The sequence below is a fragment of the Pseudomonas sp. R3-52-08 genome (genome assembly GCF_003851745.1).
In the GTDB taxonomy this organism is placed as follows: domain Bacteria; phylum Pseudomonadota; class Gammaproteobacteria; order Pseudomonadales; family Pseudomonadaceae; genus Aquipseudomonas.
In genome coordinates, this window is record NZ_CP027730.1 from 3,387,345 (window position 1) to 3,402,070 (window position 14,726).

Genomic DNA, 14,726 nt, shown 5'->3' on the forward strand with positions numbered 1-14,726 from the left:
TGGACTATGCTTTGAAGCACCTGATTCAGTCGCACTTCATTTCGAGGGATCCATGGACGACCCACAGCACAAACCGCCCACGTTCTGGCAGATGCTCCACAGCGTCTTGGCCGCCGCCTTTGGCGTGCAAAGCGGCAAGAACCGCGCCCGCGACTTCACCCACGGCAAGCCGAGCCACTTCGTGATAATGGGTATTGTATTCACGGCAGTGTTTGCGTTGACGCTGTTTGGCATTGTCAAGCTGGTGCTGCACCTGGCCGGGGTATGAAGCCGGCCGAGGCGGCAAGGACTGCAAGCTGAAGGAATGACTTACTGGTGGCTGACCCAGAACACAGCGGTGCCCACCACAAGGATGATCAGGAACAGAATCGCCCAGGCATCCACGGTGCTGTCGGGTTTACGTATTTTTGTCGAATTGCTCATCGCATCGCCTCTTGTCGGTTTTATAGGTGATTGCCCTAAGACTCGACACCAGTAAAGACCAGACTTGCCCCTATGACAAATGTGGATATCGCAATAACCCTTCCCATTAGTCATTTTGGTTATGTGCATATACTCAAACATCACTTTTGCGCATAAACGCAAACTGGTATCGTGCGCCGGCTCCGTTGGGAGTGCGCGGCCGTGCGCGCAGATTTGCCGAGAACAGGACCTATATGTACGTATACGACGAATACGATCAGCGCATCATCGAGGACCGCGTCAAGCAGTTCCGTGATCAGACCCGACGCTACTTAGCAGGTGAACTGAGCGAAGAAGAGTTCCGCCCTCTGCGCCTGCAAAATGGCCTTTATGTTCAGCGCTTTGCGCCGATGCTGCGGGTGGCTGTGCCCTATGGCCAGCTGACCTCGCGCCAGACGCGCATGATGGCCAAGATCGCCCGCGACTTCGACAAAGGCTACGCCCACATCAGTACCCGCCAGAACGTGCAGTTCAACTGGCCGGCGCTGGAGGACGTGCCGGACATCCTCGCTGAACTGGCGACCGTGCAGATGCACGCCATTCAGACCAGCGGTAACTGCCTGCGCAACGTGACCACCGACCAATTCGCCGGCGTCGCCTTCGATGAAGTGATCGATCCGCGTCCCTGGTGTGAAATCGTGCGTCAATGGACCACCTTCCACCCCGAATTCGCCTACCTGCCGCGCAAGTTCAAGATCGCCATCAATGGCTCGACGTCGGACCGCGCTGCCATCGAAGTGCACGACATCGGCCTGGAGCCGGTGCATAACGCCGCCGGCGAGCTGGGTTTCCGGGTGTTGGTGGGTGGCGGCCTGGGGCGTACCCCGGTGGTCGGCGCCTTCATCAACGAGTTCCTGCCGTGGCAGGACCTGCTGAGCTACCTCGACGCGATCCTGCGGGTTTACAACCGTTATGGTCGCCGCGACAACAAGTACAAGGCCCGGATCAAAATCCTGGTCAAGGCGCTGACCCCTGAGGTGTTCGCGCAGAAAGTCGACGCCGAGATGGAACACCTGCGCGGCGGCCAGACGACCTTGACCGAGGCCGAAGTGCAGCGCGTGGCCAAGCACTTCGTCGACCCCGAATACAAAACCCTGAGCAATCAGGACGCCGAGCTCGCGGCGCTCGACCAGCAGCATCCGGGCTTCGCCCGCTGGCGCACGCGCAATACCCTGGCGCATAAACAATCGGGCTATGTGGCGGTGACCCTGTCGCTCAAACCCACCGGCGTGGCACCGGGCGACATCACCGACAAGCAGCTGGACGCCGTCGCCGACCTGGCCGACCGCTACAGCTTCGGCCAGCTGCGCACCTCCCATGAGCAGAACATCATTCTCGCGGACGTCGAGCAGAGCCAACTGTTCACCCTGTGGGGCGAACTGCGCGAAGGCGGTTTCGCCACGCCGAACATCGGGCTGTTGACCGACATCATCTGCTGCCCGGGCGGCGACTTCTGCTCCCTGGCCAACGCCAAGTCGATCCCGATCGCCGAATCGATCCAGCGCCGTTTCGACGACCTGGACTACCTGTTCGACATCGGCGAGCTGGACCTGAACATCTCCGGGTGCATGAACGCCTGTGGCCACCACCATGTCGGCCACATCGGCATCCTGGGCGTGGACAAGAAAGGCGAAGAATTCTACCAAGTGTCCCTGGGTGGCAGCGCCAACCGTGATGCGAGCCTGGGCAAGATCCTCGGCCCGTCCTTCGCCCAGGAAGCCATGCCAGAGGTGATCGGCAAGCTGATCGACGTGTACATCGAACAGCGCACCGAAGATGAGCGTTTCATCGACACCTACCAGCGCATCGGCATTGACCTGTTCAAGGAGCGCGTCTATGCAGCGAATCATTAAGCACAACGAAGTCGTCGACGAAACCTGGCACCTGCTGCCCAAGGATGCGAGCTTCGACGGCATTTCCAACTGCGACGACCTGATCGTCCCATTGGCCCTGTGGCGCGAACACGGCCATGCCCTCAAGGCCCGCGACGGCGGCCTGGGCGTGTGGCTGGACGCCGATGAAGAAGCCGAAGAGATCGGTGATGACGTGGAGCATTTCCAAGTCATCGCCCTGAACTTCCCGGCCTTCACCGACGGACGCAACTACTCCAACGCCCGCCTGCTGCGTGAGCGCTATAGCTACAAGGGCGAACTGCGGGCGATTGGCGACGTGCTGCGCGACCAACTGTTCTACCTGCGCCGCTGCGGCTTCGATGCCTTCGCCTTGCGCCCCGACAAAGACCCGTACGAAGCGCTGGAAAGCCTTAAAGACTTTTCGGTGACGTACCAGGCTGCAACGGATGAGCCGCTACCGCTATTCCGACGCCGCTGAGTAAAAAATGTGGGAGGGGGTTTGCTCCTGATTGCGGTGGATCAGCCAGCTTAGGCGGGACTGACACACCGTCATCGGGAGCAAGCCCCCTCCCACATTTGGATCTGCGTACATCCGGCAGATTTTGCATCTGCGCACAGCGTTGAAGTAGATGGGAACCCTACAAATAGCCAGCCGAACACGGTTAAACATGTGGGAGGGGGCTTGCCCCCGATGGCGGTGGATCAGCCAGCTTAGGCGGGACTGACACACCGTCATCGGAGGCAAGCCCCCTCCCACCTTGGCTATTCAGCGACTTCAAGATTGCAGTTTAATCGACGCCAGCACTTGCTTCTGCCCCATGGAGCACGGTACATCGTCTGGCTGCGCCCGCACCGCATCGATCACGCCTGATAATTGCGCCTTGCTGTGGGCCAACTGCGCCTGCATCACCTCGATCTGGGCCACTTTGCGCTCCAACGCCTCGATCAACTCATCGCGCCTGTGCTCCCCCGGCGCCGGCATCAACGCCTTGAGTTCCTGCAGGGTAAACCCGGCCTGTTGCGCGCTCTGGATCAATTGCAGCGTCTGCAGCGCCTCGGGTGCATAACGCCGATACCCATTGGCTTGGCGTCCCACTTGGCTGATCAAGCCTTCGGCCTCGTAAAAGCGGATACGCGACGCCGCCAACCCGCTCTGTTTTACCAGCTCACCAATATTCATCGAAACGCCCGCTTGACATTAAAGTTAACTTTAAGCTTAGCCTGAGGCCTCCCCCGCTCAGGAGTCAATCCATGTCACCCTTTGAAGCCTTGCAACTGCCCAACGGCCAGGTTATTTCCAACCGCATTGCCAAGGCAGCGATGGAAGAAAACATGGCCGATTTCAATCAGGCACCCTCCCGTGAATTGAAGCAGCTATACACGACCTGGGCCGAGGGTGAACCCGGCTTGCTGCTCACCGGTAACGTCATGATCGACCGCCGTGCCCTGACCGGCCCAGGCGGTGTTGCCCTGGAAGACGAGCAGCACCTGGACAGCTTTCGCGAGTGGGCCGATGTGGCACGGAGCAAGGCTGTGCACTTCTGGATGCAGCTCAGCCACCCAGGACGCCAGACCATGGCCAACCTGGGCCAGCAAGCGCTGGCACCCTCGGCCATCGCCTTGGACCTCGGCGGCTTTTCGAAGCTGTTCGCCCAACCCAGGGCCATGACCGAAGACGACATTCAAGACGTAATCAAACGCTTCGCCACCAGTGCCCGCCTGGCCGAGAAAGCAGGATTTACCGGTGTGCAGGTCCATGGCGCCCATGGCTACTTGCTCAGCCAATTTCTGTCGCCCTTGACCAACCAACGCACCGACCGTTGGGGCGGCCCACTGGAAAACCGCGCGCGCCTGCTGCTGGAAGTGATCCGCGCCGTGCGCGCCAGCGTCAGCCCGGCATTTTGCGTGGCGGTCAAACTCAATTCGGCCGACTTCCAGCGCGGCGGCTTCGATGAAGCCGATGCGCGTGCGGTGGTCGAGATGCTCAACGCATTGCCGATCGACTTGCTCGAATTATCCGGCGGCAGCTACGAGGCACCCGCGATGCAAGGCGACGCTCGCGATGGCCGCACACTGGCCCGCGAAGCCTACTTCCTGGAATTCGCCAAAGACCTGGCAACCATCGCCCGGATGCCGGTCATGGTCACCGGCGGCATCCGTCGCCTAGCCATCGTGCAGCACGTACTGGACAGCGGCATCGCCATGGCCGGCATCGCCACCGCCCTGACCCTGGAACCGCAACTGATCAAACACTGGCGTGACGGTCGCGAGCTCAACCCGCAGCTCAAACCGATCACTTGGCAGCGCAAGACACTGGCGGCCCTTGCGCTGGTGGCTGTGGTGCGCCACCAGATGCGCCGCCTGAGCCGCGGCCGCCTGCCCAGCCTCAACGTCATTCCCTGGTGGGCGCTCGTGCGGGACCAATGGTTCCTCGCTCGCCGCACGCGCCAATACCGCGCGGCCATGACGCAATCTTCACATTAGAGGCGGAGCATTCGCCGTGATCGAACTGTCCTCTACTGATCAGCAGTTATTCATCTCAATGACGATTGGAGTTCTTCATGGCGAAAATCAACCTGGCCCAGCAGTTGGCAACCACCCTTGAACAGGCAGGTATCAAGCGCATCTGGGGTCTGACCGGCGACAGCCTCAATGGCCTCACCGACGCCCTGCGCAGCATGGACAGCATCGAGTGGATGCATGTGCGCCACGAAGAAGTGGCCGCGTTCGCTGCCGGCGCCGAAGCCGCTGCCACCGGTGAGCTGACGGTGTGCGCCGGCAGTTGCGGGCCGGGTAACCTGCACTTGATCAATGGGTTGTTCGATTGCCATCGCAACCATGTGCCGGTGCTGGCGATTGCCGCGCAAATTCCGTCCTCGGAGATCGGCCTGAACTACTTCCAGGAAACCCATCCCCAGGAGCTGTTCAAGGAGTGCAGCCACTTTATCGAGCTGGTGAGCAACCCCGAGCAGATGCCCCAGGTGCTGCATCGCGCCATGCGTTCGGCGATCCTCAATCGGGGCGTGGCGGTGGTGGTGATCCCCGGGGATGTCTCGCTGCTGGAAGTGGAGGACAAGCTCAAGCCCTGGCCGGCGCTGCATGCACCGCGCACCTTGCCGGCAGAGGCCGATCTGCAGCGGCTGAGCGAGATCCTCCAGCGCAGTGAAAAAGTCACCCTGTTGTGCGGCAGCGGTTGCGCCGGCGCCCATGACCAAGTGGTCGCGCTGGCCGATGCCCTCGGCGCGCCGGTGGTGCACGCGCTGCGCGGCAAGGAGCATGTGGAGTGGGACAACCCGTTCGACGTCGGCATGACCGGCCTGATCGGGTTCAGCTCCGGTTACCACGCCATGCTCGATTGCGACACCCTGATCATGCTCGGCACGGACTTCCCCTACCGCCAGTTCTACCCGACCGACGCGACGATCGTTCAGGTCGACCGCGACCCCCAGGCCCTGGGACGACGTACGACCCTGGACCTGGGCATCGCCGCCGATGTCAGTGAAACCCTCGATGCGTTGCTGCCACGCCTGACCCGCAAGACGGATCGCAGCTTTCTCGAAACCTCGTTGAAGCATTACGAAAAAGCCCGCCAGGGTCTGGATGACCTGGCGCAACCGTCCAAGGCAGATCGGCCGATCCACCCCCAATACGTGGCACGCCTGCTCAGCGAGCTGGCCGATGACGACGCGATCTTCACCGCCGATGTCGGCTCACCGACCGTATGGGCCGCGCGCTATTTGAAAATGAACGGCAAGCGCCGGCTGATCGGCTCGTTCAACCACGGTTCGATGGCCAACGCCATGCCCCAGGCCATCGGCGCACAGGCGGCATTCCCTGGGCGCCAGGTGATCTCGATGTCTGGCGACGGCGGTTTCACCATGTTGATGGGGGATTTCATTTCTCTGGCGCAATTGAACCTGCCAGTGAAACTGATCGTGTTCAATAACGCGTCACTGGGTTTCGTCGCGATGGAGATGAAGGCGGCAGGCTACCTGGACACAGGAACCGAGCTGAAAAACCCGGACTTCGCGGCCATGTCCAACGCCATGGGCATCCTGGGGATCCGTGTGGAGCAATCCGAAGACCTGGAGCCGGCCCTGCGCCGCGCCCTGGCCCACGACGGCCCGGTGCTGGTGGATGTGGTCACCGCCACTCAAGAGCTGGTGATGCCGCCGAGCATCAAGCTGGAACAGGCCAAGGGGTTCAGCCTGTATATGCTCAAGGCCGTGATGAGCGGGCGTGGCGATGAAGTGATCGAGCTGGCACGCACCAACTGGCTACGATGATGCCCTGTGGGAGGGAGCCTGCTCCCTCCCACATCAGCACGCCTTGTCAATTCAGCCCTTTTGTTTTTCGACCCACTGGCCGAACGCATCGATAAATGCCTGCAGGAACGGCCTGGTCTTCTCCGACAGCTTGCCCGCCTCGTCGAACACACTGCCCGCGCCGCCCAGGTAGGCTTCCGGCGTTTGCATGCACCACACATCCAGAAACACCAAAGACTGGCGCAGGTGATGGTTGGCCCCAAAGCCACCCATGGCGCCCGGCGACACGCTGATGATCGCCCCCGGCTTGGCGCCCCAGACACTCTGCCCATAAGGGCGGGAGCCTACGTCGATGGCATTCTTCAACGGCGCGGGCACCGAACGGTTGTATTCCGGGGTCACGAACAGCACTGCGTCGGATGAACTCACCTGTTTGCGGAAAGTACTGTAGGCTTCGGGCGCTGCCGCACCTTCAATGTCCTCGTTGTAGAGCGGCAGATCGCCGATCTCGACAATATTCAACTTGAGGTTGGCGGGGGCCAGTTCGGCCAATGCCAGGGCGACCTTGCGGTTGATCGACTCTTTTCTCAGGCTGCCAACCAGGACGGCAATCGTGTAGACCTTGCTCATTGAGGTTTCCCGACGTGTGACTAAAGGAGCGAGTAGTTATAAAGGCTTCGCGGCGCGTGCACCAGAGTGTTTTGCGAATGCCCAAGAAGTCGCCACGCACGCGCTCGCGTAGGAAACATCTGAAACTTTAAACGAATAGTATTTTTTTCTTATAGGTAAACTACCCCGCTCACTGACGGTCTACAGAACCGCAAATCGAGTGTTTATCTCCAGAGGTTCTAAACAGATGGCAGCAGTATTAGTCGGACAGTTTCATGCCAGAGACGCGGAAGGCCGCGTATATTCGGTGCATGAGTTCCAGGAATCCAACCCGGCGCACGGCGACCTGGCTGGCTCGGCGCCTACCACCTCCTACAAGCTGGCCATTGGCGACCGTGTAGAAAAACTGGAAGGTGATGAGTTCAAATTGATCCAGTCGGGCACGATTATCGTCCGCGAATCTCCGACCTCTCTCGTGTCATAAGATTTCGCCCTGTCCACCTGCTCAGTCCTCGCGACTGGGCTGGGGATGCTTACGGGCTGCGGATTTCCGTTACTTCAATGCCCTGCTCGCCTTGCTTGAGCGTCACCACCAACTGCCCTCTCTCCCCTTCCACCGCATACATCGAACGCTTGTAGCCCGACCGGTCGTAAGCGGGATACGCCTCCACCTGCCTGATCAACGTCATACCAAGCACCGCGCCCACCTGCTCGGCGACCTGTTCCTGGGAACGGATAAACGCTTCGAGTGCGAGGTTTTCCGGCGCGTATTCATCGTGATTATTGAAGAAGTAAGCCGCCAGGCACCCCACGGTCACCAGGACCAGGAATTGCTTGGCCGTTACCCCGAAAAGCGTCGAGGGTAGAGGCATTTGAGACCAGACCTGTTTTTGTTGTAAGTACCGGGTACCCGGCATTGGTCGTTGCTGATCAGACGCCTCATTCTAGTGAGGTCCTGGCTTAACGCCATAGGCAGGGGCGACCCGTGCAGTCTTTTTTGCGCACGGGGACCTGCGCCATTGAATCCCCACCCCACTGCACATAGACTCCGGCCATGCGTTTACGTCATATCGAAGTGATTCAGGCCATCTTGCAGACCGGACACCTCGGCACGGCCGCCGAGTGGTTGCAACTCCCCGTGGGCGAGGTAGACGCCACGCTCAAGGATGCGGAACTGCAATTGGGCTTCATGCTGTTTGCCAGTGTCCGCGGGCGCCTGCAAGCCACCCGTGAAACCCTGGAGCTGCAAGCGCAAATCGCCCCCCTGTACGACGCGCTTGAGCCGATACAGCGCCTGGCCAGCCGCTTGAAACACCATCACGCGCCGACCTTGCGTGTGCTGTGCACCCCGCCGCTGGCCAACCAATTACTACCCCAGAGCATCGCCCTGCTGCGCCGACGGTTCCAGGATACGCCGTGCAACCTATCGAGCCAGCCGACCCGGGAGATCGTCAGGCGCCTGTTGCTGCATGAGACCGATGTGGGCCTGAGCCTGCATGACCCGCAACACCCACACATTCAGAGTCGCGTGCTGGCCCAAGGCAAACTCCAATTGCTCGCCCCCCACGGCTGGCTGAAACCCAAGCAGAAGTACAGTGCGCTGCAGGATCTGGCGGGGCAGTCGATGATTGGCCTGGAGGGCCACGACCCGTTGAGCCGTCTGCTGGACGCCAAGCTGCTAGCTTTGCGCCCGCTGCCGGTGGTGCAGACGCGGGTACAGACGTACCAGATGATGCGCAGCATGGTGGAGGCGGGAGAAGGCCTGGCGGTGGTCGACCCGTTCACCGCCTTCGGTGCGCGGGACGCGGGGCTGGATGTGTGCCCGATATCACCCCCGATCAGCGTCAACCTGTATGCATTGACCCTGCAGGACGGGGCCGCTTCACCAGCCCTGAATGCACTGCTGGAGATCGTCACGCAAAAGGCCGAGAACCTGCTGTCCAACGATACCAAGCCACTGTAGACGCAAGCTGACGTGCTACACCGTCTCAGATCGATTCGACTTCGTTCTTGAACAGCCGATACCAGAAAATCGCCACTTCGCGGGTTTGCGGGTCGATGCCGCGATAGCGCAGTTGATCGATACCCCCCATCACGTACCCGCTACGTTCATACAGGCGACAGGCACCGAGGTTGTTGTTCTGGGTTTCCAGCATCATGCCCGGCAGGTTCTTCTTGCGTGCCCAGAACTGCGCCACGTCCAACAGCGCCTTGGCGACACCGTGACGCCGCGCAGGCAGCGCCACCGCCAACTCGTCGACATGGGCAAAGCCGTTCCAGTTGGTACTGATCACAACGTGGCCCACCGCGCGATCATCCAGATAGGCCATGAAGACCGCGCTGTCGGTCGCATCGCGAAAGCTGGCGAATTCTTCAGGGTCGATGCCGTAACACTTGCGGTACGGCAGGATGCGCTCCACCGGCCATTGATCGACCCGCTTGCCCATCTGCGGCACACCATAGGCACTGACCTCAAAACTGAAGTCGTTGCCCCATACGTAAGCGTCGAAGCCTTCGTCGGCGACTCGCACACTGAGCCCTGGATACTTCGGGTTCATGACAGCTTGCATAACGTTCCTTAACCTTTGATGCAATCGACGGTGTAACAACGACCACTGCCGTCATCTTCGTGTTGCAACCCATGCACATCGGCGACAAAACCGGGAAAACTGCTATCGAACGTCCGGGCAAACGCCAGATAGTCGATGATCGAACGGGTTGACTCGGTAAAGCGCTCGCCCGGCATGATCAGCGGAATACCCGGCGGATACGGCACCAGCATCACGGCTGCGATGCGTCCTGGCAAGGCATCGATGGATACCGCTTCCACTTCGCCCCTGACCAACTGGTCGTAGGCATCGGCCGGTTTCATCGCGATCTGCGGCAACACCGTGTACATGCGTTTGAGATGCCTGGCCGTCGCGTTGCTGCGATAACAACTGTGCAACTGGTCGCACAGGTCGCGCAACCCCAAGCCCTGATAACGTATCGCCCCCTGGGCATATACCGAGGGCAGGCAACTGGCCAGGCTGGTATTGGCATCATAGCTGCGCTTGAATTCCAGCAACTCGGTGAGCAAGGTACTCCATTTGCCTTTGGTGATGCCCATGGAAAACAGCACGAGGAAAGAATACAGCCCGGTTTTTTCCACCACCAGGCCGCGCTCCCAGAGAAACTTGCTGACCACGGCGGCGGGAATCCCGCGATCGCTCAAGGCGCCGCCGGCAGTGAGGCCGGGCATTACCAGGGTGACTTTGATCGGGTCCAGCAGCACATAGTCTTCAGCTACGTCGCCAAAACCATGCCAGTCATCCTGAGGATGCAGCAGCCAGTCCGCGGTGACGACCCGGTCGATACCGGCCACCGACGGCGGCTGCCAGATCGAAAACCACCAGTCATCAGCGGCGATATGCTGACGCAGGTTGGCCAGCGCACGGCGGAAACTCAGGGCCTCATCGAACATTTCCTGCAACAGCGAGCGACCCGCCGGGCCTTCCATCATCGCTGACGCCACGTCCAGGGAGGCGATGATGCTGTATTGCGGCGAGGTGGAAATATGCATCATGAACGCTTCGTTGAAGCGGTCGCGGTCCAGTTGCCGCGCTCCGCCGTCCTGCACGTGAATCATCGAGGCCTGGCTGAAGGCCGCCAGCAGTTTGTGGGTGGAGTGCGTGGTAAACACCAGCGGGCTGTCCGGCGTGCGCGAGGTACCCATGCCGTAGCGCCCGGCGAAAAACTCGTGGAACGCCGCGTAGGCATACCAGGCCTCATCGAAGTGCAGCACCTCGACGCTGTTACCCAGTTGCTGCTTGATCAGCTCGGCGTTGTAGCACAGGCCGTCGTAGGTGGAGTTGGTGACCACCGCCAGCTTTACCTTCGCCGGGCGTCCATGGGTCAGAGGGCTGGCGTCGATCTTGGCGCGGATCGAGTCGGCGCTGAATTCGCTCAAGGGGATGGGGCCGATGATCCCCAGCTCGTTGCGCTCCGGGCACAGGTACAAGGGGATCGCGCCGGTCATGATGATCGAATGCAGTACCGACTTGTGGCAATTGCGGTCGACCAGGACCAGGTCATCGCGACCGACCATGGAGTGCCAGACGATCTTGTTGGCGGTGGAGGTGCCGTTGATCACGAAAAACGTGTGGTCAGCGCCAAAATTGCGTGCCGCGCGGGCTTCGGCTTCCGCCAGCGGTCCGGTGTGATCGAGCAGCGAGCCCAGCTCGGGGACCGAGACAGACAAGTCCGAACGCAACGTATTTTCCCCGAAGAACTGGTGAAACGCCTGCCCCACCGGGCTTTTGCGATACGCCACGCCACCGCCGTGGCCGGGGGTGTGCCAGGAGTAATTGGAGTCGGCGGTGTGTTGCACCAGGGCCTTGAAGAACGGCGGCAACAAGCCATCGAGGTAGGCGCGCGCCGCACGCGCGACCTGGCGCGCGAGAAACGGTACGGTGTCTTCGAACAGATACAGGATGCCGCGCAACTGGTTGAGTTCGCTCATGGCATCCGCCGGGGCGTTTTCCAGGGTGACTTGCTCGCCCAGCGCGAAGATCGGCAGGTTGGGCGCCCTCACCCGCGCCAGGCGGATCAGCTCGACCATGTTTTGCAGCAAATGGGTATTTTCCCCGGCGCCCTCGGCGGCGATCAGCATGCAGGCAAGGCCGTGGTGGGTGGCCGCCACCAGTCGCCCTTCGGCGTAGTCCACGGCGGAAAAGATACTGAAGCCCTCCTGCTCCAACTCCCTGGCGATGCCTCGAACCCGATCACCGGCAACGGTGTCGGCCTTGATGTCGCGGTGCACGATAAGGACGGGAAACTTCAGGTCTTTGTACATGGGCGCTCCTACTCCTGAGGGCTTGCACTCAGGGTAGAAGCTGGAAGCGAAAGTGGCGAATGAAGATTTTCACAGACAATGAAGATCAATTGTCGCAGGGGGCTTGTCCCAATGCGGGTCAGTTAAGGCTTTTTGTAGGAACGCGGCGCGTGGCCATAGGTATCTACACAACTTTCGCGCGGCCCTAAACCTGTGACGGCTCAGCAGCCGAAGCCTCTTTAACTGCCCCCCGCGCTCCAAATGTGGGAGGGGGCTTGCCCCCGATGGCGGCCTGACAGCCGACCAGGATGTTGGATCAGAGCGAGTACATATCCGTTGCTGCGGTAACGGCAGCTTAGGGTTCCGCCCTTACGGCGTCTCACTTTTGAAAAGCGCAAAAGTAAGCAAAACGCTCTTGCCCCACCACTCGGCACCTCGCCCCGGCTCGGTGTGCCCGTAATCCGACATTGATTTGGGGGGCCGCCGCCACGCGCCATCCATGGCGCGGGGCGGCTAAACCGGCATCCATGCCGGTTTACCCCCCAAATCACTATCGAATTGCGGCCAGCGTGGTTTAACGGGGCGCCTAGATCAAAAGCAAGATCAAGAGCGACTCGCTTCGCATCGTGGTTAGCCTAGGCTGCTGCTACAGAGTTGTGTAGATACCTATGCCCCGATGGGAGTGTGTCAGTCACCGCCACCAGCGACTGATCCCAGCCTTCGGGAACCCGCCCATTGCCACATTTACCCTCCGCTGTTTGAGGATGGATGACCTATAGGTACAATCAGCGCCCTCTTCCGCTCTCCCAAGGAACCGCCATGTCCGGGCTTGAACTGTTCGCCGCCGCCCTGGGGGTGATCGCTGTGTGGCTGACGGTCAAGCAAAATCCCTGGTGCTGGCCTATCGGCCTAGTGATGGTGTTGCTCTACACCTGGGTGTTCCTTGAGGTGAAGCTGTATTCCGACATGCTGCTGCAGGGAGTCTACGCCGTGCTGCAAGTCTACGGCTGGTGGCAATGGACCCGCGCCGGCACGGTCAAGCAAGGCCGTCAGGTCAGCAGCCTGGGCTGGCCGGCCATCTTGACCGCCCTGGCCGTCGGCGCGGTGTTCAGCCTGTTGCTCGGCGCCGCCATGGCCCACTGGACCGACGCCGCTCAACCCTGGCTCGACGCGGCCCTGACGGGTTTCAGCCTGGTAGCGCAGTTGTGGATGGCGCAAAAACGCGTGCAGTGCTGGCCGCTGTGGATCGTGGTGGATGTGATTTTCGTCGGGCTATTCCTCTACAAAGGCCTCTACCTCACCGCCGCGCTCTACGCACTGTTCACCGTAATCGCCATGCAGGGCTGGCGTGAATGGCGCGCCGACCCGGCGTTGCACGCATGAAAGTGGTGGTACTGGCAGGCCCTGAATCCAGCGGCAAAAGTTGGCTGGCGGCTGAGCTGCACGCGCACTTCGGCGGGCTGATGGTGGGTGAATATGTGCGCTATTTCATCGACCACCACCAGCGCGACACCTGCCTGGCGGATATCCCGGCGATTGCCCAGGGCCAGTTGGCCTGGGAAGACGCCGCCCGCGCAGCGCAGCCTGATTTGCTGATCCTCGACACCCACCTGCTGACCAACACACTCTGGAGCCAGACCCTGTTCGGCGACTGCCCCAGCTGGCTCGACAGCGAACTGCTGGCCCGTCACTACGACCTGCATCTGCTGTTGTCGCCCGAAGACGTGGAATGGAGCGCCGACGGCCAGCGCTGCCAACCCGACCTGGCCGACCGCCGAGCGTTCTTCCAGGCCAGCCTGGATTGGCTGCACGCGCATCAACAGCCTGTGATGGTGATCCGGGGAGACTGGCAAGCGCGCCGGAACGCCGCGTTTGCCGCAGTCGAGCGCTTGCTCGGGGCGACAACGGTCGGTTAACGCTTTTTGCGCGTGCCGAGCTGAATCCAGGTCGGCGCGTGGTCGCTGGCATGCGCCTCGTTACGCACCCAGGCATCGACGCCCGCGTCCTTGAGATAGGGCTTGAGCGCCGGGTTGAGCAGCAGGTGGTCGATGCGCAGGCCGGAATTTTTCTGCCAGTGCTGGCGGAAATAGTCCCAGAACGTATACACCCGCTCTTCGGGGTACAAATGACGCACTGAGTCGGTCCAGCCCTGGTCAAGCAGGCGTTGATAGCAGGCGCGGCTCTCGGGTTGCAACAGCGCATCCTTGAGCCAGGAGCGCGGGTTATAGATATCCAGATCGGTGGGCACCACATTGAAATCCCCGGCCAGCACCACCGGGTGATCACTGGTTTGCAACGCCTGGGCATAGTCGATCAGGCGTTCGAACCAGGCTAGCTTGTAGTCGAATTTAGGCCCCGGTTGCGGGTTGCCGTTGGGCAGGTACAGGCAGCCGACCAGCACGCCGTGCACGGCCGCCTCGATATAGCGGCTTTGCTGGTCGCTCTCGTCACCGGGCAGGCCCCGCCGGCTTTCCAGCGGTTGCGCGTCCTTGGCCAGAATCGCCACACCGTTCCACGAGGCCTGGCCCAGGCAGATCGCGCCGTAGCCGGCCGCTTCGAACTCAGCATAGGGAAACAGGCTTTCCGGCGCCTTGAGTTCTTGCAGGCAGACGACGTCCGGCTGCTCGCGGGCCAGCCACTGCAGCAGGTTGGGCAGACGGGCACGAATACCGTTGATGTTGAAGGTGGCGATTTTCAGCGCTTTCATGGGGTGGGGTCCTTTCG

The 14,726-nt window shown here is 61.0% G+C and carries 15 protein-coding genes; 9 read left to right on the top strand and 6 right to left on the bottom strand.

The window, feature by feature from the left end; translation table 11 throughout:
- The first annotated feature begins 52 nt into the window (after positions 1–52).
- From C4J91_RS15390 to C4J91_RS15400, 3 genes are all read left to right on the top strand, one after another.
- Complete coding sequence (locus tag C4J91_RS15390) at positions 53–268, top strand: DUF2970 domain-containing protein (protein WP_124363120.1); 216 nt, start codon at positions 53–55, stop codon at positions 266–268.
- 388 nt (positions 269–656) lie between these two features.
- Positions 657–2,315, top strand: coding sequence for a nitrite/sulfite reductase (locus C4J91_RS15395; protein ID WP_124363121.1), 1,659 nt, complete (start codon positions 657–659; stop codon positions 2,313–2,315).
- Entirely contained in the window at positions 2,299–2,793 is a 495-nt protein-coding gene (locus tag C4J91_RS15400) for a DUF934 domain-containing protein (protein WP_124363122.1), read from the top strand. Before C4J91_RS15395 ends, C4J91_RS15400 begins: the two co-directional genes overlap by 17 nt.
- A gap of 297 nt (positions 2,794–3,090) precedes the next feature.
- Here the strand turns inward: C4J91_RS15400 and C4J91_RS15405 are convergent, their stop codons facing one another.
- Positions 3,091–3,495 carry a MerR family transcriptional regulator gene (locus tag C4J91_RS15405; RefSeq protein ID WP_124363123.1) on the bottom strand — a complete coding sequence of 135 codons (405 nt, stop codon included), beginning with the start codon at positions 3,493–3,495 and terminating at the stop codon, positions 3,091–3,093.
- Between the two features lie 71 nt (positions 3,496–3,566).
- On the opposite strand from C4J91_RS15405, the gene C4J91_RS15410 reads away from it, so the two are divergent.
- Positions 3,567–4,799 (top strand): NADH:flavin oxidoreductase/NADH oxidase family protein, encoded by a 1,233-nt coding sequence (locus tag C4J91_RS15410; protein WP_124363124.1) that lies wholly within the window; start codon positions 3,567–3,569, stop codon positions 4,797–4,799.
- A 77-nt stretch (positions 4,800–4,876) separates the two neighbouring features.
- Complete coding sequence (poxB, locus tag C4J91_RS15415; RefSeq protein ID WP_124363125.1) at positions 4,877–6,601, top strand: ubiquinone-dependent pyruvate dehydrogenase; 1,725 nt, start codon at positions 4,877–4,879, stop codon at positions 6,599–6,601.
- A gap of 51 nt (positions 6,602–6,652) precedes the next feature.
- Here the strand turns inward: poxB and C4J91_RS15420 are convergent, their stop codons facing one another.
- Positions 6,653–7,210, bottom strand: coding sequence for an NADPH-dependent FMN reductase (locus C4J91_RS15420; protein ID WP_124363126.1), 558 nt, complete (start codon positions 7,208–7,210; stop codon positions 6,653–6,655).
- A gap of 226 nt (positions 7,211–7,436) precedes the next feature.
- Here C4J91_RS15420 and C4J91_RS15425 point away from each other — a divergent pair, with 226 nt between their 5' ends.
- Positions 7,437–7,673, top strand: a complete 237-nt coding sequence (locus tag C4J91_RS15425) for a hypothetical protein (protein WP_124363127.1) — start codon at positions 7,437–7,439, stop codon at positions 7,671–7,673.
- A 49-nt stretch (positions 7,674–7,722) separates the two neighbouring features.
- Here the strand turns inward: C4J91_RS15425 and C4J91_RS15430 are convergent, their stop codons facing one another.
- The gene (locus tag C4J91_RS15430) at positions 7,723–8,061 is read right to left on the bottom strand and encodes a hypothetical protein (protein WP_124363128.1); all 339 of its coding nucleotides are present in this window, start codon (positions 8,059–8,061) and stop codon (positions 7,723–7,725) included.
- 182 nt (positions 8,062–8,243) lie between these two features.
- On the opposite strand from C4J91_RS15430, the gene C4J91_RS15435 reads away from it, so the two are divergent.
- Entirely contained in the window at positions 8,244–9,152 is a 909-nt protein-coding gene (locus C4J91_RS15435) for a LysR substrate-binding domain-containing protein (protein ID WP_124363129.1), read from the top strand.
- Positions 9,153–9,177: 25 nt separating this feature from the next.
- On the opposite strand, the gene C4J91_RS15440 is transcribed toward C4J91_RS15435, so the two are convergent.
- On the bottom strand, positions 9,178–9,759 hold the full coding sequence (locus C4J91_RS15440) for a GNAT family N-acetyltransferase (RefSeq protein WP_124363130.1): 582 nt from the start codon (positions 9,757–9,759) through the stop codon (positions 9,178–9,180).
- 8 nt (positions 9,760–9,767) lie between these two features.
- Positions 9,768–12,023, bottom strand: a complete 2,256-nt coding sequence (locus C4J91_RS15445) for an Orn/Lys/Arg decarboxylase N-terminal domain-containing protein (protein ID WP_124363131.1) — start codon at positions 12,021–12,023, stop codon at positions 9,768–9,770.
- A 798-nt stretch (positions 12,024–12,821) separates the two neighbouring features.
- Between C4J91_RS15445 and pnuC the strand changes: the two genes are divergently transcribed.
- A complete protein-coding gene (gene pnuC, locus C4J91_RS15450) occupies positions 12,822–13,385 on the top strand; it encodes a nicotinamide riboside transporter PnuC (RefSeq protein ID WP_124363132.1) in 564 nt (187 codons plus the stop codon).
- On the top strand, positions 13,382–13,918 hold the full coding sequence (locus C4J91_RS15455) for an AAA family ATPase (protein ID WP_124365163.1): 537 nt from the start codon (positions 13,382–13,384) through the stop codon (positions 13,916–13,918). Before pnuC ends, C4J91_RS15455 begins: the two co-directional genes overlap by 4 nt.
- On the opposite strand, the gene xth is transcribed toward C4J91_RS15455, so the two are convergent.
- On the bottom strand, positions 13,915–14,709 hold the full coding sequence (gene xth, locus C4J91_RS15460) for an exodeoxyribonuclease III (protein WP_124363133.1): 795 nt from the start codon (positions 14,707–14,709) through the stop codon (positions 13,915–13,917). The genes C4J91_RS15455 and xth overlap by 4 nt on opposite strands.
- Positions 14,710–14,726 lie beyond the last annotated feature (17 nt).